Source organism: Mesorhizobium sp. Arg314, assembly GCF_053714275.1.
The window spans coordinates 130,817-152,245 of sequence record NZ_JBSKBP010000011.1 but is presented as its reverse complement, the minus strand read 5'-3'; the positions used below and the strand labels follow the sequence as shown (position 1 = coordinate 152,245).

The 21,429-nt window shown below is 59.9% G+C and carries 17 protein-coding genes and 1 pseudogene; 9 read left to right on the top strand and 9 right to left on the bottom strand.

Annotation, left to right across the window (positions count from 1 at the left end):
- Positions 1-224: 224 nt before the first annotated feature.
- Entirely contained in the window at positions 225-518 is a 294-nt protein-coding gene (locus ACWGS9_RS14555; RefSeq protein ID WP_454505905.1) for a hypothetical protein, read from the top strand.
- A 1,060-nt stretch (positions 519-1,578) separates the two neighbouring features.
- On the opposite strand, the gene ACWGS9_RS14550 is transcribed toward ACWGS9_RS14555, so the two are convergent.
- From ACWGS9_RS14550 to ACWGS9_RS14535, 4 genes are all read right to left on the bottom strand, one after another.
- Positions 1,579-2,166 (bottom strand): VOC family protein, encoded by a 588-nt coding sequence (locus ACWGS9_RS14550; protein ID WP_454505959.1) that lies wholly within the window; start codon positions 2,164-2,166, stop codon positions 1,579-1,581.
- Between the two features lie 269 nt (positions 2,167-2,435).
- The gene (locus ACWGS9_RS14545; RefSeq protein WP_454505904.1) at positions 2,436-3,728 is read right to left on the bottom strand and encodes an epoxide hydrolase family protein; all 1,293 of its coding nucleotides are present in this window, start codon (positions 3,726-3,728) and stop codon (positions 2,436-2,438) included.
- 469 nt (positions 3,729-4,197) lie between these two features.
- Positions 4,198-4,842, bottom strand: coding sequence for a response regulator transcription factor (locus tag ACWGS9_RS14540; protein ID WP_454505903.1), 645 nt, complete (start codon positions 4,840-4,842; stop codon positions 4,198-4,200).
- 216 nt (positions 4,843-5,058) lie between these two features.
- Positions 5,059-5,433, bottom strand: coding sequence for a response regulator transcription factor (locus ACWGS9_RS14535; protein ID WP_454505958.1), 375 nt, complete (start codon positions 5,431-5,433; stop codon positions 5,059-5,061).
- A 464-nt stretch (positions 5,434-5,897) separates the two neighbouring features.
- Here ACWGS9_RS14535 and ACWGS9_RS14530 point away from each other — a divergent pair, with 464 nt between their 5' ends.
- From ACWGS9_RS14530 to ACWGS9_RS14515, 4 genes and pseudogenes are all read left to right on the top strand, one after another.
- On the top strand, positions 5,898-6,182 hold the full coding sequence (locus tag ACWGS9_RS14530; RefSeq protein WP_454505902.1) for a hypothetical protein: 285 nt from the start codon (positions 5,898-5,900) through the stop codon (positions 6,180-6,182).
- A gap of 235 nt (positions 6,183-6,417) precedes the next feature.
- A complete protein-coding gene (locus ACWGS9_RS14525) occupies positions 6,418-7,473 on the top strand; it encodes an alpha/beta fold hydrolase (RefSeq protein ID WP_454505901.1) in 1,056 nt (351 codons plus the stop codon).
- A gap of 99 nt (positions 7,474-7,572) precedes the next feature.
- Positions 7,573-8,470, top strand: a pseudogene (locus tag ACWGS9_RS14520) (SDR family NAD(P)-dependent oxidoreductase).
- Complete coding sequence (locus ACWGS9_RS14515) at positions 8,467-9,705, top strand: redoxin domain-containing protein (RefSeq protein ID WP_454505900.1); 1,239 nt, start codon at positions 8,467-8,469, stop codon at positions 9,703-9,705. The pseudogene ACWGS9_RS14520 and the gene ACWGS9_RS14515 overlap by 4 nt, the downstream one beginning before the upstream one ends.
- Before the next feature lie 203 nt (positions 9,706-9,908).
- Here the strand turns inward: ACWGS9_RS14515 and ACWGS9_RS14510 are convergent, their stop codons facing one another.
- The gene (locus ACWGS9_RS14510) at positions 9,909-11,129 is read right to left on the bottom strand and encodes an NAD(P)H-dependent flavin oxidoreductase (RefSeq protein WP_454505899.1); all 1,221 of its coding nucleotides are present in this window, start codon (positions 11,127-11,129) and stop codon (positions 9,909-9,911) included.
- 333 nt (positions 11,130-11,462) lie between these two features.
- On the opposite strand from ACWGS9_RS14510, the gene ACWGS9_RS14505 reads away from it, so the two are divergent.
- Positions 11,463-11,702 carry a DUF680 domain-containing protein gene (locus ACWGS9_RS14505; RefSeq protein WP_454505898.1) on the top strand — a complete coding sequence of 80 codons (240 nt, stop codon included), beginning with the start codon at positions 11,463-11,465 and terminating at the stop codon, positions 11,700-11,702.
- 251 nt (positions 11,703-11,953) lie between these two features.
- Here ACWGS9_RS14505 and ACWGS9_RS14500 read toward each other — a convergent pair whose 3' ends face one another.
- The 4 genes from ACWGS9_RS14500 to ACWGS9_RS14485 all read right to left on the bottom strand — a co-directional run bounded on the left by ACWGS9_RS14500 (position 11,954) and on the right by ACWGS9_RS14485 (position 16,322).
- Complete coding sequence (locus tag ACWGS9_RS14500; RefSeq protein WP_454505897.1) at positions 11,954-12,331, bottom strand: c-type cytochrome; 378 nt, start codon at positions 12,329-12,331, stop codon at positions 11,954-11,956.
- Between the two features lie 295 nt (positions 12,332-12,626).
- Positions 12,627-14,234, bottom strand: a complete 1,608-nt coding sequence (locus ACWGS9_RS14495) for an MDR family MFS transporter (protein ID WP_454505896.1) — start codon at positions 14,232-14,234, stop codon at positions 12,627-12,629.
- Between the two features lie 57 nt (positions 14,235-14,291).
- Positions 14,292-15,518, bottom strand: coding sequence for an HlyD family secretion protein (locus ACWGS9_RS14490; RefSeq protein ID WP_454505957.1), 1,227 nt, complete (start codon positions 15,516-15,518; stop codon positions 14,292-14,294).
- A gap of 21 nt (positions 15,519-15,539) precedes the next feature.
- Positions 15,540-16,322, bottom strand: a complete 783-nt coding sequence (locus ACWGS9_RS14485) for a hypothetical protein (RefSeq protein WP_454505895.1) — start codon at positions 16,320-16,322, stop codon at positions 15,540-15,542.
- A gap of 396 nt (positions 16,323-16,718) precedes the next feature.
- Between ACWGS9_RS14485 and ACWGS9_RS14480 the strand changes: the two genes are divergently transcribed.
- The 3 genes from ACWGS9_RS14480 to ACWGS9_RS14470 all read left to right on the top strand — a co-directional run bounded on the left by ACWGS9_RS14480 (position 16,719) and on the right by ACWGS9_RS14470 (position 21,356).
- Positions 16,719-17,174 (top strand): (2Fe-2S)-binding protein, encoded by a 456-nt coding sequence (locus tag ACWGS9_RS14480; RefSeq protein WP_454505894.1) that lies wholly within the window; start codon positions 16,719-16,721, stop codon positions 17,172-17,174.
- Positions 17,175-17,192: 18 nt separating this feature from the next.
- Positions 17,193-19,391, top strand: coding sequence for a xanthine dehydrogenase family protein molybdopterin-binding subunit (locus ACWGS9_RS14475; RefSeq protein WP_454505956.1), 2,199 nt, complete (start codon positions 17,193-17,195; stop codon positions 19,389-19,391).
- A gap of 600 nt (positions 19,392-19,991) precedes the next feature.
- Positions 19,992-21,356 carry an epoxide hydrolase family protein gene (locus ACWGS9_RS14470; protein WP_454505893.1) on the top strand — a complete coding sequence of 455 codons (1,365 nt, stop codon included), beginning with the start codon at positions 19,992-19,994 and terminating at the stop codon, positions 21,354-21,356.
- Positions 21,357-21,429: the final 73 nt, after the last annotated feature.

The following is a 21,429-nucleotide window of genomic DNA, read 5'->3' as shown; positions in this document are numbered from 1 at the left end:
AGCCAGAAGCACTCCCGCTCACTTCGAAACTGTAGCGGCTTTTGCCTGCTCAGTGATGTACCCACCAATCGATGCCAACGTATTGGCGATACCATCGTACAGTAGAGTTTCTCTCGTCTCTAGGTACATGTCAGCTATCCCGTAGACCTTTAGGCGAGTGTGATCCGTCAATCATCGTAGTCATAGGGCGGGCGGTTACACGGTTCCGAAGGAGGAATCCGAAAATGAACAGTAAAACTATGTCCATCTGCTTAGTATTTTCTCTGTCCAATTTAGGAGGTGTGGCATTTGGCGGCGCGTTGGACGTCATCGACAACATCAACGAACGGTCGTTCTACACCAATTCCATCGCCAGACCGACTGCCACCAATCCCATCATGCGAAACAGGTTCAAGTTAGCCCTGGCGACGCTGCCCAGGACCAAGCGGAAGGCACTGATGAGAGACTGCCAAGACGCCGGAATGACAAAGCCTTATGCCGAATTCTGCGCTGATTTGAATGCCCTTGCCGGGTCATGATCCCCCGCCGACAAGCCTCCACCTCCGAATGATGGCGAGCCGTTGCGCTCGCCATTTTCGTCTGGTTCCTGCCCGGCGGAAGGATTACCGCTATCGCACTGTTGAATGAATACCGTTGCATGCTCGTAGTCTTCGTATCAGTTGACGCGATTGGCGATCCCATCTTGGTATCGCATATTTACAGCCTGCGATTTTGATTTTGCATTCTGTTCCTGATGAAGCTCGCATACCGATTTCTCATCATAAGATTATATTTGCTGCGCCAACAACGATCCACAGCCAAAACAATGGAACTAGGATCCACCGTGCTTGCTGGATACTGCTTTCCGGCACGATCGACGCTCCATCGGGGTCGTTGCCGGTTCCGCATTTGCCGCCGCTTCTTGGACGATCATTCTCGATAAGCTCAAGCTGAGTAAAATTCACCCAAAGAGAGTCCGACCCGTACCTGTATGTCCCGAATGTCGCAGTTATGCGACGAGTTGCTCCCGAGTAGCCGGAATGAACAGTATCCGCACGCGCCAGCGGTTGCGGCGGCCAGAGATTCGGTCCCGTTGATAGCGATGTTCCTGGCATGCGGTCTGCCGTTCCGTGTCAGTATGATTACTTCAGCTGCGGTACAGACTTGGAATGGCCGAGATTTATTATGCGATAGTGTCAGCGTTCCAGCCCAATTGTATTTTCGGAATTTGGGAAAAGACTGGCCCGGCTAAGGACGCCCGCGGGAACTGGCGGCCAGCCTTGTACGCCGACGGCCTGTTAGGATCGAAGCACCCCGGTCACCAAATACTGGTTGTGGGCACGGCCAAAAAGGATACGCAAGGCTCATCGCAGACTCCTGGCCGCCATCTTAGGTGACCGGCTGAGACATTCACGTCCGCGCGAACTAAGCGTATGGCTTGCTTATTGCAGTGACGCTGCGCCCTCTCATTATCATTTCTGGCGCAAGCGACGAGTTTTGGATTCATGTGAGTTTCGCTGTGGCACGTTCCTGCACGGCGCGCTTCTTGGAAAGGCGGGAGGCTCGCGAAATTCGGCTCCTCCATCAGAGAGCGGCCGCTTATGTTGGGAGCGGTTTGCCAGCCTGCTCCTGAACCAGGTATTTCGCATACCAGTCCGGCCAATTCACATCGTGCTGGCCGGTAAGCTTCTCGTGCTCGCCATGCGCGGCGGCAACGCGCCGGAGCGCGGCCGCCAGATCGGTGGACGAAGTGTATGTCGTGCCTGCTTCAACTCGTCCGGGCAGACGCACTGTGATCTCCTGGAGCAGCCAGCGGTTGCCGTCCGGGTCGCTGAACGATGCGAACGAGGAGTAGCTGCGCCGTTCAGGATCCGGGCCGTCAAGAATGCCTTTCCGACCGGCGCGGTGGAACAGTTCGCTAACCTCAGCTCCGCGGTCGATTAGTTCAACGCGTGCCGCCTCAAGGTCAGACACGATAAGATAGAGCCCCTGTGCCGAGCCAGGGGCCGCGGCCGTGATGCCCTTGCCAAAGTGGATCGAGGACGGCGAGCCCGGCGGCGTGAACTGCACGACTCGCGAACCGTCGCCCCAGTCGATGTCAGCGTCGAGCCGCCAGCCCAGGCCGTCGTAGAAGCGCTTGGCGCGATCGACGTCCGAAACGGGGAGTACAACGACCTCGAGCTTCATGTCGACGCCGCTTGCACCAAGCGTCGCGGTTGCGGTTTCCGCCGTCAACTCACCGTGGGCGGTTTTGGCATGTTCAGTCATGGCCGAGCCTTTCAAGATTGGTCGTGGAGGATTTCGCCGAATAAGGCGCTCTTGGCCTGTGTCACCGCGAGGTAGCGCCGGGGTGCGAAGTCGGGGAAGCAAAATGGGCGCGGCCGGGCCGGGGAACCCGGCCGCGCTTCTGAAGGAGGCGGTGGGGAGGGAATGGAGCGGGGACCGCCTCGCTCTCTTCAGATGGATTGTCGGAGCGGTTTGAACGCTGCCCTAATCTCGGCGACGAAGATGTCAGGCTGTTCCCAAGCAGCAAAATGCCCACCCTTGTCGACCTCGTTCCAGTAGATGATGTTGCCGTAGGCCCTGTCTCCCCAACTGCGCGGCGCGCGGTAGATCTCGGACGGAAACACGGTGACCGCGACCGGCAGCGTCGGGATGTCGAAGGCGTTGAACGGGCCGCCGCCGGCCTGCGCGCCTTCCCAGTAAGACCGTGACGATGATGCCCCGGTGTTGGTTAGCCAGTAGAGAGAGATGGCATCGAGCATCTCGTCATAGGTGAGTTCATTTTCGGGATTCCCCCCGGTGTCGGTCCACTCCGAGAACTTGTCGTAGTAATAAGCCGCCATCGCCACCGGGGAATCCGCGAGGGCATAGCCGATCGTCTGTGGGCTCTGATTCATCAGCGCTGCATAGCCGAAGCCGTCGCGGTAGAAGTGCAGCAGCCGATCGTAGGCGATCTTCTCGCGCTCGGACAATTCCGCCGGCGCGGCGTCAAAGTTGCGCAAATGCCGAAGGACGTCCGGAGGCACGGTCCCGGGCATGTTGACGTGTATGCCCAGAAGTCCCTTGGGGGTCTGGACCGCGAGCAGTTGCGATATGATCGCCCCCCAGTCGCCGCCCTGGGACACATATTTGGGATAGTCAAGCCGGAGCATTAGTTCGTGGAACGCGCTGGCTATGTGGGCCGGGTTCCAGCCGGTTTTGGTCGGTTTCCCGGAGAAGCCGTAACCGGGTATCGTCGGAAGCACGAGGTGGAAAGCATCTTCGGTGCGCCCGCCATGGGCCGTCGGGTTCGTCAGCGGTTCGATGACCTTCTGGAGCTCGACAATCGAGCCTGGCCAGCCGTGAGTCATGAGTAGCGGCATGGCTCCATCATGCGGCGAGCGGACATGTGCGAATTGGATATCCAGCCCGTCGATCTCGGTGATGAACTGGGGGAGCTTGTTGAGCTTCGCCTCGATCTTGCGCCAATCGTATTCGGCACCCCAGTATTCCATAAGTGGCTGGAGTTTTGCCAATTGAACACCCTGAGAACGATCACCGACGGTTTCGTGGTCGGGCCACCGAGTCGCCGCTATGCGCCGGCGAAGTTCCGTGAGCGCCTCTTCCGGAATCTCGATGTGGAACGGGCGGACCAAACCGTCTCCGGCCTTTGCCTGTGGCTGCGCGGCAAACACGCTCGCGGCTCCGGCAGCGGCCGTCATGGCAAGTACTTCCCTGCGCGTGGGCGTTATCGATACTTCGGGCATGGCAATCTCCCCAGTCTTTTAAATCCACTTGATACCCCAACAGATGGACCGATCGCAAAGCCAGAACTATTGCACAATGGTATCGGAGATACTTTGGTATCGGCAAAGCCGTCGACTTCGAGATACCGCCAAGGCGGCACAAAGACACAGCGGAAATCCGTCACCAGTGTGGCTGACGGGCACGCTTACACGCGTGAAAGGACGATGGAGATCGATCTCGGGGCGTTATCGAAGGTCATGGTCCGAGCGCTAATCCGAGACGGCCACATCGACTGCTGTTCGATCGACGCCTCGGTACATCGAACCGACACTGAACAATGGCACCGCAGGGATTACCGCTCCAATCCGTAACCACCGACCCGGGACACCAAGTTCGTGGTCAATGAACATGTTGTCAGGCCTCTTGGCTGTCGCACTCTGCGGATCACCGATGCTGCCATAGACCAGCAACGCGCTTCAATCACCGTGCCTAATGCGTGCTCTCCAGCCTCGCCGCGGTTCTCACCAGATCAGGCAGCGACCGGGCCTCCATCTTCCGCATAACTTGGCCGCGGTGTGCTTTCACGGTGATCTCGCTGATACCGAGTTCGAAGCCGATTTGCTTGTTAAGTAAGCCCGAAACCACCAGCGCCATCACCTCCCGCTCGCGACGGCTGAGCGACTTGTAGCGGTCGCGAGCCGATTGTACCTGTGAGGCTGCCGCAAGAGCACTCCTGCTTCGCTCAAGCGCCCGCTCGACAGCCCTCAACAGCGACTCGTCGCTGAACGGCTTGGTAAGGAATTCGACTGCCCCGGCTTTCATCGCCTGGACTGCGGTTGCCAGATCGGCATAGCCGGTGACGAAGATGATCGGCATTTCGGTCCGTTCGACAGAGACTAGCCCCTGCAAGTCGAGTCCGTTGATATCGGGAAGGTTGAAGTCCAGGATCAGGCAGTTGGGAACACTTGGCCGCGAGCGAGAGAGGAAGTCCTGCGCGGACACGAAAGTTTCCGGCATCCAACCGACGGCACGGGCAAGCAGATCGAGCGATTCGCGCACGGAAATGTCGTCGTCCACCACAAATACGACTGGCGTCTCACACGTTATGGTCTGCGAGACCGAATGATCTACCATGCTCGCTATTATCGCTGCCTCCTCTTTAAATAGCCACAACACTTGACGCGATCTGCTTTACCCTTAAGATAACTGACCAGACTTGACTTGCATTATGCTTGACGACAGATCCATCGTCGCATTGGTTATTGGCGTTATCGGCCTTTTGAGGTTTTCTATAGGATCAGGCCCAATTCGTGCTTTCGCCGCTGAAGCTGCCGTGGCAGAGCACGACCCTCACCCTGATCCCAGCGCCGAGCTCAACGCATTCTGAAGGGCTGCATCGCTGAACGGCTTGAACAGACACTCTACCGCGCCATGTTCGATAAGGCGCTGCCGCACCGTGTCGTCCTTGAGCGCCGTGATGAAGACGACCGGGATGCTGTGTCCGTGCCGTTTCAGTTCGCTCTGCAACTGGGGCCCCGTCATCCCGGGCATGGCCACGTCGAGGATCAGGCATCTGGTCTTGTCGACGCTTTCGGACGACAGAAACTCCTCCGCCGAGGAGAAAGCAACGACACTGAAGCCCAACGCCTGTATCAGGTCGGGCAGAGACTCGCGTATGGATTCGTCGTCGTCGACGACCGACACGAGAGGAGCGGTGACCTTCATGGGGAACCCCGTTGCGCTCTGGGCATTGCTGGCAGCGTCCATTCGCGTAACGCCGACATTGGATGCAGGTTCCTCATACCCCGAAGCCCGGGGGATGGAGAAGGAGAATGTAACTCCGGGGCCATCATTCGCCTGCGCCCACATCCGCCAGTTGTGAGGCTCGGTGATGGAGCGGCTTACGGAAAGGCCTATCCGGCCCAATACATCGGTTATTGGGCCGGCGCGGACCCCGAAGCAGCGATATTGCCCGTTGAAGCGCCTTTGGCGCACCTCCATCTCGCGTGGCTTGCGGGATTGCCGGCCTTTCGACAATTTGGTCTCGGGGTTGACCGTGCCCTGCCAGCCTCGACCCAGGTTCTCATCAATGCTGAGCCCTAGCAACGTGCACACCACTCTGGGGAGGGCATCCACAAACACAATGTTGAGCCCGTTCTCCATCCCTGCCCTTCCTGGCATTCCACGGAATGCTCGAGGGTGCGCCGTTTGATGGCGAGCGTCTATTATGCAATGGTTTCGGTTGCCGGCTTCGGCTCAGCAGCAGGTTGGGTCACGATCCTTCCTGTGCGGCACCGATCCTGGAATTCATCGTCGACCCCGACGAGGTCCGCGAACTCGCCGATCCCGATGTCAAGGTCATCGTCTTCGCCAGCGCGATGCCCCGGTCAATCACTATGACCCTGCTGAAGCCTCTCGAAGAACCGACGAGCATGAAGAGCCCGGACCGACGGGGATGCATCCTGTCCAGCTAGCGTGCGAGCATCTCACCATCCAGGACCCACCCAGCAGCGAGCCGAAAGTACCGGCGATACCTTCGTTCAATAGATTCCCATCGATCCTTCAGGTTGTTTTGATCCCGACCCAATGCAAAGGCGCGCCTGCTCTGATGCTAGCGGCGTGGCGAGCTTGCGATTTTGCGCCAGTCACGATCGATATGGCCGATGTGGTGATAGGCCTAAGGTAACCAGGCGATCAGCGGAGCTGAAAATGAGCACGATCAAGACGCCAGAAGAGATCGATCATGGTCGCCGCAGTTTCTTCGGCACCGCCGCCGCTACCGTGGCTGCCGTCCAGTTCGTTTCGGCGGGCACGACGGACGCCTGCAGCAAATCAGCTCCGGCAGGAGGCATTCTGGCCCCGATCACTTCATTTGGCACACTCAAGCAGGTGGATGCCGGCGTGCTGAACGTCGGTTACGGGGAGGCCGGTCCCGTCGATGGCCCGCCAGTCGTTCTCCTGCATGGCTGGCCCTACGACATTCATACCTATGTCGACGTCGCGCCACTGCTAGCGTCAAAGGGCTACCGGGTAATCGTCCCTTCATTTCGCGGCTATGGGACGACCCGCTTTCTCTCTGGAGAAACAGTTCGCAATGGGCAACAGGCAGCCCTCGCGGTCGACATCATCGCCTTGATGGATGCGCTGAAGATCCAGACGGCGATTGTCGCCGGTTGCGATTGGGGCGCGCGCACGGCCAACATCATTGCAGCGCTCTGGCCGGAGCGCTGCAAGGCCATGGTTTCCGTCAGCGGCTACCTGATCGGCAATCGCGAAGCCAACAAGATGCCGCTGCCGCCCGCGGCCGAGCTCGCATGGTGGTATCAGTATTATTTTTCCACGGAACGCGGCCAGGCAGGTTACGACAAATATCGGCACGACTTTGCGAAACTGATCTGGCGGACGGCTTCACCGAAGTGGGGTTTCGACGAGACCACGTTCAATCGCACCGCGGCGTCGCTCGACAATCCGGATCATCTCGCCATCGTGATTCACAATTACCGATGGCGGCTCGGCCTAGCGGACGGCGAGCCAAAATATGACGATCTGGAGCAGCGGCTCGCCGAGGGGCCAGCCATCACCGTGCCGGCCATCACCCTCGAAGGCGACGCCAATGGTGCCCCCCACCCGGAGCCGGGCTCCTACGCGAAGAAATTCTCAGGCAGATATGCGCACCGGACCATCGAGGGCGGCATCGGTCACAATCTGCCCCAGGAAGCACCACATGCTTTCGCCCAGGCCGTAGTGGATGTCGACGGCTATTGATCAGCGCCAGCTCGCCCAACGACGCCGCCCACTTTCATGCCGGTATTACTTCGAATGTAGGCGCAGCTTTTGGCGCCAGCAACAAGAAGGAAGGCGACTATGACAACTTCCGCGAAGGGTACAGCGCTTGTGACTGGCGCATCATCGGGTATCGGTGCGATCTATGCCGACCGCCTGGCACGGCGAGGCTACGACCTGATCCTTGTGGCGCGCAGCGGTAGGCGCCTTGACGGACTGGCTGGGCATCTCACTGGTGAGACCGGACGAGCGGTCGAGGTCGTCACAGCGGATCTCAACGATCGAAAGGATCTCGGCTGTATCGAAACAATGCTGGGCACCGAAGCCAGGATCACGATGCTGGTCAACAATTCTGGTGTCGGGGCGGCGCGGCGGCGTCTGGCATCAGACCTCGACAAAATGGACGAGATGATCGCGCTCAACGTCATCGCACATGCGGTTGACCTACGCGGCGGCTCCGGCGTTCGCGAACAAGGGCGGTGGAGCTATCATCAACATCGCTTCGGTTCTGGCAATCACGCCGGACATCCTGAACAGTGTCTACGGCGCCTCGAAGGCATTCGTTCTTGCCCTGGGACTTTCCCTTAACAGGGAGCTCGCGGAAAGCAATATCCGCGTTCAAACAGTTATTCCTGGCGCCACCGCCACCGACCTCTGGGAAACAGCCTGCATGCCGCTGGAGTGTCTATCCGTCGAAGTTGAGACAAAGGCCGAAGTGATGGTCGACGCGGCTTTGGCCGGCTTCGACCAAGGAGAATGGATCACCATTCCGTCCCTCCCCGATCTCACCGACGGAGAGCTATATGAGCGCTCCCGGCAAATGATGCAGACGAAACTGTCGCACATATCCCCTGCTTTCCATGCGGGATCGAATCCGAAGCCAATACCAATACGGCGTGACGCGTCTTTGAAGGACCGCGCGCGCTGTGTTCAAGACTCGTTCGACCACCACCTCCAATTTCCGACAGGTGTGACATGACACACTTCGCACTCGCCTATTTGGCCGGCACGCTTGCGGTCGCTACAGTCGCCGCCAAGCTGTCGATGCGACAAGGGTACGGCCTGCGCCATGCCCTCGGCGTGGCGCTGGTGGTAGGCACCGCAACCATCTGGCTGGGGCTCAGTTCGGATATTCTGACCCCTTGGCATTGGGGAATTGCCGACATTCTCGAAGACGACCTCACGGTCACCATGCTGAACGAGCCGAACTTCGGCATCGGATTTGGCGCGCATGCCGCGCCGTACCCAACGTTATCTGGCCCGGTAGGCGCGCTGGTTGGCGCGCAACAATGGTTGAACACCAAACCCCTCCGCTCCGAGCATCTCCGAGGTAAGGTCGTGGTGGTGAATTTCTGGACCTATACGTGCGTCTATAGCTTGAGAGCACTGCCCTATATCAGGGCCTGGGCAAGGAAATACGCGGATAACGGCCTGGTCGTCGTTGGCGTACATTCGCCTGAGTTCTCCTTTGAGAAAGAGCTCCCCAATGTGCGAAGAGAGTCGGCCGCGCTCGGCGTCGGCTACCCCGTCGCCATTGATAACGATTTCGGAATATGGCGGGCATTCAACAATAATGCGTGGCCGGCGCTCTATATTATCGGGACTGATGGCCGAGTGCGGCGTCATGTGATCGGAGAAGGCGGCTATGACCAATCTGAAAAACTGATCCAGCAGCTTCTATCCGAAGCCAACGGCGTTGAAATAAGTGGCGATATCGCAGTCGTCCCAGGCGAAGGCCCGCAAAAGGCCGCGGACAAGCCAAACCTGCGTTCCTTCGAAACTTATGTCGGCTATGGACTTGGAAGAACCTTTGCCTCTCCAGGCGGCGTGAAGAAGGATGTCCCAAGCCTCTATAAGGCCCCAGGGCCGCTGCCGCTCAATCGGTGGGGCCTGGTGGGGCGATGGACGATCGGGCGCGAGTTCGCGACCTTGAATGACAATTCTGGCAAGATTGCCTTTCGCTTTCACGCACGCGATCTTCACCTCATCCTGGCTCCTCAGTCTCAAGACCATCCCATTCGATTCCGCGTCACCGTCGATGGCGCTCCCCCTGGGCCTGACCATGGCTTTGATGTGGATACGCAGGGCTGGGGGACCTTGAAGGACGCGCGCATGTACCAGCTCGTTCGGCAGGCGGGGCCGGTGGTGGACCGCACTTTCGAGATCGAGTTCCTCGACGCGGGGGCACGGGCCTACGACTTCACATTCGGATAGTCTCGTTCTAATTCGAGACATCGCGCAGAAGCAGTTCGACCCTGCGCACGCGGCGGGAGTGGAGCTCAAGTCCAGTGGCCGGGTGCTTCGGCAAAATGCTTTCTCAGCAGAATGCAAACGCACGCCGGGCGGGCGTGAAGCCTCCTCCCCGGCCCCAGCCATTAACGTGGATTGGCACCTGCGTTTGTCGTCTTGAACATCGGTCAAGTGGGCGATGCTCTTGCTGGCCTCTCGGGGCATCGGGCGCTCGCCATTTCGGCAATGAGCGCCGCCATCAATTCGCCGCAGGCTAGGGAGCGCGCCAAGGGGGCGCCCTGCCCTGCCCATTGCGCGCCGTAGCCGTTCTCGCCGGCTGCTTTCGCGGCGGCATTGAGTGCCTTTCCCGCATCATAGGCGATAGGGTAGGAAGGAACCATGTCCGGGCTCAGCCGAGCGCCGAGCCTCGTGAACCGGTTTGCGAGGCAGCGCGCGGGACGTCCGGAAATGGCGCGCGTCATCACCGTGTGATTAGCCGCATCGGTGAACAAAGCGGCGCGATGGGCCGCGTCGGCTGCGGATTCCTGGCTTGCCACGAACGCGGTGCCGAGTTGTGCTGCTCCTGCTCCGAGCCGGAGTGCGGCTTCAACACCATATCCGTCCATGATGCCGCCGGCCGCGATCACCGGCACATCGATCGCGCTGACCAAAAGACGCGTCAACGCAAATGTACCGAGTTGATCGTCGCGGGCGCCTGGATCAAACACTCCACGGTGCCCACCAGCCTCGTACCCCTGGGCTACGACCGCCTGCACGCCGGCCCTGACGAGCGCCCGGCCTTCTTCGACACTCGTCGCCGTGCCGAGTAGGAATATGCCGGCATCAAGCAGAGCACCAACACGGTTCTCCGGGGGCAATCCGAAATGGAAACTCACCACTGTCGGCCTTGCCGCGAGAATCGTGGCAAGCATTGCATCGTCATCGGCAAAACTCTTGTAGATCCCGCGAATGGACGAAGGCGGCTTGGCGCCAAACAGTTCGAATTCGGGGTGTAGCCGCTCAAGCCATTCAGCTTCTTTCGTGAGGTCCGACGAAGCAGGGCTGTGGCAAAAAACGTTCACGTTCAGCGACCGATCCGAGCGCGTGCGAAAGGCCTTGATTGCCTCCTCAGCCGCTGACGGTATCATCGCACCCACAGCCAACGAGCCCAACCCCCCTGCGTTCGAGACGGCCGCGGCCATTTCTGGGGTCGAAGTACCGGCCATCGGCGCCTGGATTATCGGAACTTCGATTCCAAGCACGCTGGTAAGATGTCTTGTCGAAGAAGAAGCATCCATTGGGGCCGCCGCTTTGCTGTCGTATTCAAAACCAATGGCAAGACTTGTCGCCGACTGAACGCCCAATCGCCCAATGCGCGAATTGGACGCCAGATCCGCCTTGTTCGGCACCTTGACGTTAGCGAACGTCCTGCATGAGGGGACCACGGTTGGATGCGTACGGCTATAGTCCTTTGGTGTCTATTGGTGGCCAAGCCACCCTTACCGGGTATTCCCCAGGCGATCAGCGCCAAGTTATCCTGCCAAGCTGCTGATAAAGTGGGAAGAGATAGAACAAGTCCCCGCCGACAAGAGTGTCGAGATCCTGATTAAGCATTCAGATGCAATACCTTAGTATATTGGAAACTGCGAAAACTTGACCCCACTTGTGGGTTGTCCGAGCGACGCAATTTCCTCCCAAAGCGCGCCACTTGACGGACAGGACACAGGAACAGGAATACTTGAATGACTAAGATTGCTCTCGCCGCCACAGCTTTCCTCATTGCCGCCGGCAGTGCCCTCGCCGGCAGCGACCATTATGGCTCGGAGAACGCCAACCCACGGGCCGCTTTCGTCGACAAGACGTTTACCGCGTCGATCCGCAACCGCAACATGGGAAAGCACGTCATCATCGACCCTAGGAATGCCGTACTCCCCACCGGTCAATCCTGGCCGGAAGTTGGCCAGGGCATCTGGGGTAATTGATTTCCGCACCCTGGAATGCCAAAGCGACGGGCTTTAGTCCGCCGCTTTTCTTGGGGTGCCCGGCAGTGCTTTTCGCGGTAGGGGAACCGCGGCGAGATCCGGCATCGAGAACGCTTGAAGGGCCGGCGCGATGAGTACGTTGAACAACCACGCCGGCGGTGGACGCGACCAACAGGTACATCTCGTGTCTGGCTACGGCGCGCCGTCATTTACGATGCCCTTGAAGGCAGTGAGAACCTGGGTGTCTGCTTTTACTTTGTCCCCTTTAGATAGGCGATGACATTCTTCACGTCATCGGAGTTCTTCAGCCCGGCAAACGCCATCTTGTTACCTGGCACCTTGGTCTTTGGGCTGGCCAAAAACTCGGCTAGCGACGCCTCGTCCCAGACAAGTCCATTCGCTCCGGCATCTTTTAGTGCCTGGGAGAAACTGGAGCCTGCGGTGCTACCAGCCCTTCGGCCGACCACGCCTTTGAGGGTCGGGCCGATTTTGTTGACATCTGATTCCGCATTGTGACAGGTGGCGCATTTCTTGAAGACGGTCCTGCCGGCCTCGATGTCCTGCGCATACGCATTCGCCGGTATTAGTAGCAACCCTGCGACAATCACCTTGAGCACTGTGTATTTCACAAGAAATTCTCCATTCGTTTACTTGCAATATTCAGCATAAATCAGACACCCATGGCGAGATTTGACAATCGTTCCGACGGTAAAGCGACAGATCGCCGCCTATCGGCGGGACCCTCAAAATAGACGAGAAATATCGGCGGCGTTGAGAAGTTCGGCTGGCGTGAGAGATAATGATCTTACATCGTGTCCACTTGGCTGATTAGTTTGGATACGTCAGACAATTTTGGCGACCATCGGGCAACAATCAATTGCACGAAGGTGTCGACGACAACTTCGGAAAGCTTGAGCCGCTCACTCAGTGGGCGCTGCTGCCCTCGCCGTTGACTCGGATCTTTTTAGTGAAGAGCACTGCAACCGCGGCAGCCGCGAGGACTGCGCCAATCACGCCGAAGGTGTCACTGAACCCCAGAATAAGGGCCTGGCGATGAACCGTCGCGCCGATCACCGCTATGGCCTTGTGTTGTGCAAGTGCAGGATCGCTCGCTCCGTGCGCCATGAAGTACTGAATGAGATGATCGATCCGGTCGCGCACTTCGTCCCGGTAGATGGTGACCGACTGGCCGATGACGTTTGAGTGGAACTGCTCGCGCTTGGTAAGCACCGTCGCCAGCGTCGCAGTGCCTACCGCGCCGCCGAGGTTGCGAAGCATGTTTGAGAGGCCCGATGCAGCACCAGCCTCACTCGGAGCAATGCCTGCGACGGTAATGGCCGTAATCGGCGTTAGTACCAGCGCCTGACCCATGGCGCGTATGAGGTTCGGCAGCAAGAATTGATCGGCGCCGCTATCGAGCGACAGGCGGCTGTTCATAAAGCAACTGGCCGCGAAGATGCTGATGCCGACGAAGCCGATGTAACGCGCGTCAAAGCGCAGCATCAGAAGCGGCACGAGCGGAATCACAAGAAGCTGCGGCAGACCCGTCCAGGCCAGAACCAGGCCGATCTGCTCGGCGTTATAGCGCTGCACCTGGCCGAGAAACTGGGGCAAGATGTAAACGGTGCCGAACAACGCTACGCCGACCAGCACCGTGACGAGAATGCCGACGCCGAAGTTGCGTTCTTTGAGGAGGCGCAACTGTACGAGCGGCTTCGCCACGCTGAGCTCGATGGTAACGAAGGCAGCCAGGAATATGGCTGCGGCAAGGCCGAGCTCGATGATAAACGGCGATTGGAACCAGTCGTTCTTGTTACCTTCCTCAAGCACTGTCTGCAGGGCGGAAAGCCCGACAGCCATAGTGACGATACCGGCCCAGTCGCCTTCCCTTAGCAGCGAAAGCTGCATCGGATTCCGCTCGAGTGTGAAGAACAACGCTACCAGCATGACGATGCTCGGTGGCGTATTGACGAAGAAGATGGCTTGCCAGCCATAATTTTCTGTCAAATAGCCGCCGATGGTCGGGCCGATGGCTGGCGCGAAGGTGACCGACAGTGCAAAGAGCGCGAGTCCGAACGGTTGCTGCGACCTGGGCAGCTTGGTCAGCACCATGGTGAAGGCCATTGGAATTAGCACGCCGCCGGCGAAACCCTGCAAGCCGCGCAGCACGATCATCGAGCCGAGGTCATGGGCGAAGGCGCACGCTGCCGAGAAGAGCGGAAACAGCAGGGCGTTTGCGAGCATATAGCGGCGAAACGAGAAGACCCGGCTCAGATAATCCGTAAGCGGGATCACCACAATCTCGCCGATCAGATAGGACGTCGAAATCCAGGCGCCGTTGTCGACGCCGGTGCCGACGCCGCCCTCGATCTCGAGCAACGAGGCATTGGTGATCTGGATGTTGAGGATGGCCATGAACGCACCGATCATCCCGGCGAGCACGGCGATCCAGGCGGTGATGCTCGCGCTGTCGGAGGAAACCACGGAGTGAACCGTGCGGTCGCGAGGCTCTATCGAGGCGGCTTGCGTCATAGCGGGCGTCACACCTTCTGCTCGTGTTTTTCGCAAGCGAAACGGCGTCCGGCCGCGTTAGTTGGTCGGCTCGGATGCCAAGGCCATCTCGGTCCTTCCAGACTTGGTGTCGATGCTCGGGTAGACCGACATACCGGGGCGTAGCGCGACCGAGAGGGCGCTCTGCCGGTCGAGCACGATCTTGACCGGAATGCGCTGCACCACCTTGGTGAAGTTGCCGGTGGCATTGTCGGGCGGCAGCAGCGCAAATTCCTGGCCGCTCGCCGGTGAGACGCTGTCGACGTGCCCTCTGAGGACCAGCCCGGGAAATGTGTCTACCTCAACCTCCACGGATTGTCCGGGATGCACGTTGGTGAGTTGGGTTTCCTTGTAGTTGGCGATGATGTAGGCGCCCTCGGTCGGCACCACGGCCATAAGCTGTGTGCCAGCCTGGACGTATTGACCGATGCGCACAGTGCGATTGCCAATTCTCCCCTCGATGGGTGAGAAGAGAGTTGAGTAAGACAGATTCAATTCGCCCTGTTCCTGGGCCGCCTTTGCGCGGGCGAGCACTGCTTCCGCCTGAGCAAGCTCGGCTTTGATCACGTCGAGATGCTTGTTTGCGTTGGCAAGCGCGGCCTTATCGCGCGTGACCGTGGCCCGAGCCGCGGCGATTCGGGAGGCAGCCTGCTGAGCGTGCTGAACGGTGCCGAAGCCCTTTTTTGCCAGCTCGGCGTAGCGATTGTCGTCCTCCTCGGCGAAAACCTCATTTGCCTGATCGACGGCGATGGTAGCCTGGCCGGCATCGATCTCAGACTGCTGGGCGGCAAGAACCGCCTGCTTGTTGGCAATGGCCGCCTCGGCTGCCTGCACCTCGGCCTTGGCCTGCCCGAGACTGATCTCCAGGTCGCGATTATCGATGCGCGCCAGGACCTGCCCGGCCCTCACCGCCTGGTTGTCATCGACGAGAACGTCGGCGATATAGCCTGAAACCTTCGGGGCGATGGTCGTGCTGTCGGCTTTCACATAGGCATCGTCCGTCGAGACGACGAAACGACCGAAAATCCAGTACTGCCAGCCGATATGGGCACCGCCGATGATGGCGGCGAGAGCCGCGCCGGCGACGAATAGTCGGCGCAGCCGCCACTTTCGAACCTTGCCCAGCGTGCCCGCAGTCGCTGCCGGGGCCTGCGAAGTTGGGAGGATCAACTCTTGCGCAATCTCGGTGCGGGAGGCCGGAACGGTCTTCTCGATCGTGAAGGCTTTTTTGTGCTGGCCCATGGCCGGTTCCTTCCTGTTTGGCACGCGCCCGGTCATGCTGGTTTTTCAATGACCCAACGTTTCCACCATGCCGGCCCAACGGCGCTCGCCAATGGCGGCATCGAGCATGTCATCAAAGATTGGCAGGCGTTGCGATCTGAAGGTATCGATCGTGATGCCCTCCCGTTCGAGAACCGATATGAATGCCTGCGAAGCCCGCGACCGGACGTGGTTGGTGAGTTCGGATATCTCGGCATCAAGGGACTTGACGCTCAATTCCCACAGGATGTGGACGGCGGTCGGCCCCTTGGGGGTGAAGAGGTCCGAATGGGATTCCAGCACGAAGTGGTCGTTGCTCGCGTGCGCCTCGACATAATATTGCACCATCAGATTGCCCCCGATGAGTTCGACATTGATGGACATGCGCTTGCCGTCCGGAGCCCTCGTCAAGCCGGCCAAAAGGTCGGCGACAAGGTGTCCATGGCGCTCGGTAGGCGCGCAAAACCATTTGGCTATATCGATCTTCCCGATCGGCGCGTTGATGATTGCCGTTGCGCTCCAATCAACGATCTCATCATCGCACGCCGCTGCGGCGCGGGTGGCCAATCGCTCACGTGGCGCATTCCGCTCTGGCACTGATGAGCCCTTTGAAGGTCGCGCCGCATGCGTGACGGCGACAGCCGCACCACGAATAAAGTCGCGTGATGCGAACGATCGTGAGATTACGGTCATAAATTCCTCCCCCGTCTCTTGCGTCCAATCGGACGCGATAGACAGATCACCAAGCGCGGCGGCAAATCCATTGCACCATGGTGTCGGGAACGCCTTTGTATCGGTGTAGTCGAGCAAAATGCCGATCTGCGCTACAACGACAAAAAGGCATATTGGACGGGGATGGCCGGGTACCTTGGGCAACGCGGTGCGATGGTCGCTCCCGCAGCCAGGCAATCACCGCCTGAAGCGCGGCGCGTCGACCGCCGAGTCCGAGCCAACCGGACTATCAGGCCCGTCGGTCCAGTTGGGAGCCGTGCCCGATCGATCCCATTGGCGGGACGTCCTTGGCGCCTGATCGAAGATCTCTCAGTCACAAGGATCGACACGGAACGGCCGCCAGTCGCTCCCTAATACAAAGGTATCGCCCACACCATCGTACAATCGATCCGGAGACCGCTCCTCCTGCATCCTTGCATTTCACCCGCGCGCGCCGTTCTGGTCACGGCGCAAGGGATACCCAGGGAGGAACCCATGCCCTTCACCATCAAAGTCAACGGTCAAACGCACAGCGTCGATGTGGACGGCGACACGCCGGTGCTTTGGGTCTTGCGCGACGTGCTTGGAATGACGGGCACAAAGTTCGGCTGCGGCATTGCACTGTGTGGTGCGTGCACAGTGCATGTGGATGGCGAGCCCATCCGCTCCTGCATCAGCACGATAGACACCATCGGCACATCCGAGATCACGACCGTCGAGGCAATCGGCGGAACGGTGGCGGGAGCCAGGATACAGCAAGCTTGGCTCGATCATGAGGTGCCACAATGTGGGTACTGCCAGTCAGGCCAGATCATGTCGGCCGCTGCGCTGCTATCAATCAATCCGCACCCGACGGACGCCGAAATAAACGACGCGATGTCCGGCAACATTTGCCGCTGCGGAACATATGTGCGCATCCGCGAAGCGATCAAGCAGGCATCAGCAAGCTGAATGGTGGGCATCATGATCATGGATCACAACAATTCCCGAAATTTGGATGCTGAGGAGCCGGCCTCGGCGAAGTTTCTCTCGCGCCGCGGTTTCCTGCAGGTGACAGCCGCGGCGGGCGGCGGCCTGATGCTCGGTCTTGGCCTGCCAACGGCAAACGGTGAAGCCGAGGCAGCGGGTTCCGAGATGTTCGCGCCCAATGCCTTCATCGCCATTGGAAGCGACGGGCAGATCGTGTTGACCATGCCTTATGTCGAAATGGGGCAAGGTACCTACACGTCGATCTCGATGCTGATCGCCGAAGAACTGGAGGTCGACCTGAACCAGGTGCGGCTGGAACATGCTCCGCCCGATGACAAGCTCTACGTCAACCCGCTGCTGGGGGTGCAGGCGACGGGAAATTCAAATGCGATCCGCGGAGCCTGGAAGCCGCTCCGCCAGGCTGGCGCAACGGCGCGCGAAATGCTGGTTTCGGCGGCGGCGGTTCGTTGGGATGTCGATCCTACGGCCTGCCATGCCGAACGCGGTGAAATAGTCCACGCCGCGACGGGACGACGCGTCGCCTACGGGGCGCTCGCGGCAGACGCGGCGCGGATGCCTGTTCCGGCAGATGTCACACTCAAGGCCGCTGAGGATTTCAAGCTCATCGGCACCCCCGCCAAACGTCTCGACCTGCCTGGCAAGGTGAATGGTACGGCGATCTTTGGCATCGACGCTCGTCCGGCGGGAGTGAAGATAGCGACGCTGGCGCAGTCCCCGGTGTTCGGCGGCCGCGTAAAGCGTGTCGACGACACAGAGGCAAAGGCCATCAAAGGCGTTCGCCAGGTTGTACAGCTCGATGATGCAGTCGCCGTGGTGGCGGATCACATGGGAGCAGCCAAGAAAGGGCTGGAAGCTCTAGCGATCGAATGGGAGAACGGACCGCAGGCCACACTGACCACCGATGCGATCGCAGCCGAGCTCGAGCAAGCGACGCTTAAGCCTGGGGCTGTCGCCCAAAATATTGGAGACGTGGAACGCGCGCTATCTGGCGCGGCCACCAAGGTCGAGGCCACTTATCAAGTCCCGTTCTTGGCGCATGCGACGATGGAACCCATGAACTGCACCGTCCATGTGCGCAAGGACGGCTGCGAAATCTGGGTCGGCAACCAGGCGCTCGCGCGCGCCCAGGCCACGGCCGCGAAGGTCGCAGGCCTGCGTGCGGACCAGGTCGTGGTGCACAATCACCTGATCGGCGGCGGTTTCGGCCGCCGCCTCGAGGCCGACGGCGTCGCCCGTGCGGTCGAGATCGCCAAACACGTCGACGGACCGGTCAAGGTCGTGTGGACGCGCGAGGAGGATATCCAGCACGATATGTATCGTCCGATGTTCTTCGATCGGCTGTCTGCCGGCCTCGATGCGAATGGAGTGCCGGTCGCCTGGAAGAATCGGTTTGCCGGCTCGTCGGTGATCGCGAGATGGCTGCCCCCCGCATTCAAGGACGGTCTCGATCCCGACACAACCGAAGGCGCGATCGGCCTTGTCTATGATTTGCCCAACCTGCATGTCGAATATGAGCGGGTGGAACCGCCAGGCATTCCGACGGCCTTCTGGCGCAGCGTCGGGCCTTCCCACAATGTCTTTGTGACGGAGAGCTTTGTCGACGAACTGGCTGCGGCAGCGAAACAGGATCCGGTGGCGTACCGGCTGGCGCTCCTTGACAAGACGCCTCGCGCCAAGGCGGTCCTGGCACTAGCAGCCGAAAAGACTGGCTGGAGCGAGAAGCTGCCGCCTCGGGTCGGTCGCGGCGTCTCGGTCCAGAACGCTTTCGCCAGCTTTCTTGCGCAGGTCGCTGAAGTCGAAGTCTCGAAGGACGGTGAGGTTCGCGTTAGACGCGTCGTTTGCGCAGTCGATTGCGGGACAGTCGTCAATCCCAACACGGTCGAGGCACAGATCCAGAGTGCGGTCATGTTCGGGATCACAGCTGCGCTTCACGGCGAGATCACCCTGAAGGACGGCCGAGTTGAGCAGTCCAATTTCGACACGTATGAAATCTTGCGGATAGACGCGGCTCCGTCAGTCGAGGTTTACATCATCCCGAGTGCCGAGGCGCCAGGTGGAATGGGCGAAGCCGGGACCTCGGCAATTGTCCCTGCCGTGGCGAATGCGATCTTCGCCGCCACCGGCAAACGCCTGCGCAAGATGCCGATCGACACCAATCTGCTCAGGCAGCCAGCCTGATCCAGGGAAAGGCCCGCTTCGCTGAGGGGCGACCGGAGGCCGCCTCGTTCGGCGCTGCTTGGGTTGCCTTCAGCGGCATGGTGGCCCATGGCAGGAACCGCCAAGCCAGTTACGTGCAATCGAATGCCAATCGTGGGCGATCGACCGGAGCCTATGTGCCCGGTCCGGTGGCCAGCGACATGGCCCCAGCCGTCCCTCCTGCTCGCGTATCGCGAGGCGCCTTGCGAGAAGCGGTTTCCCACATACTCCAAAATATCGAGAGCGCCGACCGGTCCCGCCGGCGGCAACTGCCGGATAACTTCCAGTGATATCCGATTTCGCGCGGGCCTGGCGGATTGAGGCTTGGATCTGGGCCGTTCCGTCTCTCGGGGCTGTGCACGACACAATCGACCTTTGGCGCTGACCCCGATGAGAGGGTGACGCGCTCTCCTGCGGCGCCCTGATATCCAAGACCAGGCAGGATGCTTTTGGCATTGGTTTGCGTTGTCGGACCGCTCTCTTCAAACCTATCCAAAAGTATCGCCAACACCATCGTGCAATGGATTTCCCACCTCCGACAGTCGATCTCTGTGTCCGTATCCGAACAGACAAGAGGACGTCATGTCAGTAACCCCGTTATCGACCACACGGCGTGAAGTTCTCGCCGCCACCGCAGCCGTCGCAGCTTTGGGATTGCTCCCTGGAGCGCTGCGTGCGGCCCCCATTCAAAAGGAGGACAGCATGGCTCAGGCAAGTGCAACAAAAGTCACCGCGCAACCAGCCGGCAAGGATGCGATCCATCCGTTCCATGTGAATTTCTCGGACGCGGAGCTGGCCGAGCTGCGCGGGCGCATCAACGCAACCAAGTGGCCGGAGCAGGAGACCGTTGCCGATACCTCGCAAGGCGTGCAGCTCGCCACGATGCAGCAGCTCGCGCGCTATTGGGCGACAGAGCACGATTGGCGCAAGTGCGAGGCAAAGCTGAACGCCCTGCCGCAGTTCGTGACGGAGATCGATGGGCTCGACATACATTTTATCCATGTGCGTTCGAAGCATCAAAATGCTATTCCGCTCATCGTCACGCATGGATGGCCGGGCTCGATTATCGAGCAGCTGAAGATCATCGATCCGCTTGCCAATCCCACGGCCTATGGCGCGAGCGCGTCGGACGCCTTCCATCTGGTGATCCCGTCACTGCCGGGCTACGGCTTCTCAGGCAAACCGACGAAGCCTGGCTGGCACCCAGGCCGTATCGCCACGGCATGGGCGACGCTGATGCAACGCCTCGGCTATACCAAGTACGTGGCGCAGGGCGGCGATTGGGGAAACGCCGTCTCGGAGCTAATGGCCCTGCAGGAGCCGCCGGGATTGCTCGGCATCCACACCAACATGGCGGCCACTGTTCCGGCTAACATCTCGAAGGCGCTGGCGTTCCACGAGGCCCCGCCAGCCGATCTGACGGCCGAGGAGCGAAACGCCTGGGACCAGTTGAGCCTCTTCTACAACAAAGGGCTGGGCTATGCCCTTGAGATGGCCAACCGACCGCAGACACTTTACGCCATCGTTGACTCGCCGATTGGCCTCGCGGCCTGGATGATTGATCACGACGATCGAAGCGAGAAGCTGATCGCCCGGGTCTTTGCCGGTCAGTCCGCAGGACTGACGCGGGACGACATCCTCGACAACGTCACGCTCTACTGGCTCACAAATACCGCTATTTCTTCTGCGCGTCTCTACTGGGACACTACGCAGGTCTCGACGGGAGGGGGCTTCTTCGACGTGAGGGGCGTCCAGATCCCCGTCGCTGTAAGCGCCTTCCCCGACGAGATCTACCAAGCCCCGCAAAGCTGGACGGAGCGGGCCTATCCCAAGCTTATCCACTACAACAAACTTGCAGAAGGCACTCATTTCGCCGCCTGGGAACAGCCCGAAGTCTTCTGTTCCGAGCTGAGGACAGCGTTCCGACTGCTTCGCCAGCAGATCTGAAGCGAATGGAGTCCCCGGCACCCCCACTCTCTTCCCGACGCGCGGACCGGGATACACATGCCCGGTTCGCCGC

Bases quoted from the DNA above. Each gene is read 5' to 3' on its own strand.
- ACWGS9_RS14525 (WP_454505901.1), top strand. From the start codon at position 6,418: ATGAGCACGATCAAGACGCCAGAAGAGATCGATCATGGTCGCCGCAGT.
- ACWGS9_RS14535 (WP_454505958.1), bottom strand. From the start codon at position 5,433: ATGAAGGTCACCGCTCCTCTCGTGTCGGTCGTCGACGACGACGAATCC.
- ACWGS9_RS14540 (WP_454505903.1), bottom strand. From the start codon at position 4,842: ATGGTAGATCATTCGGTCTCGCAGACCATAACGTGTGAGACGCCAGTC.
- ACWGS9_RS14505 (WP_454505898.1), top strand. From the start codon at position 11,463: ATGACTAAGATTGCTCTCGCCGCCACAGCTTTCCTCATTGCCGCCGGC.
- ACWGS9_RS14555 (WP_454505905.1), top strand. From the start codon at position 225: ATGAACAGTAAAACTATGTCCATCTGCTTAGTATTTTCTCTGTCCAAT.
- ACWGS9_RS14530 (WP_454505902.1), top strand. From the start codon at position 5,898: ATGCTCGAGGGTGCGCCGTTTGATGGCGAGCGTCTATTATGCAATGGT.
- ACWGS9_RS14550 (WP_454505959.1), bottom strand. From the start codon at position 2,166: ATGAAGCTCGAGGTCGTTGTACTCCCCGTTTCGGACGTCGATCGCGCC.
- ACWGS9_RS14480 (WP_454505894.1), top strand. From the start codon at position 16,719: ATGCCCTTCACCATCAAAGTCAACGGTCAAACGCACAGCGTCGATGTG.
- ACWGS9_RS14545 (WP_454505904.1), bottom strand. From the start codon at position 3,728: ATGCCCGAAGTATCGATAACGCCCACGCGCAGGGAAGTACTTGCCATG.
- ACWGS9_RS14515 (WP_454505900.1), top strand. From the start codon at position 8,467: ATGACACACTTCGCACTCGCCTATTTGGCCGGCACGCTTGCGGTCGCT.
- ACWGS9_RS14470 (WP_454505893.1), top strand. From the start codon at position 19,992: ATGTCAGTAACCCCGTTATCGACCACACGGCGTGAAGTTCTCGCCGCC.
- ACWGS9_RS14475 (WP_454505956.1), top strand. From the start codon at position 17,193: ATGGATCACAACAATTCCCGAAATTTGGATGCTGAGGAGCCGGCCTCG.
- ACWGS9_RS14495 (WP_454505896.1), bottom strand. From the start codon at position 14,234: ATGACGCAAGCCGCCTCGATAGAGCCTCGCGACCGCACGGTTCACTCC.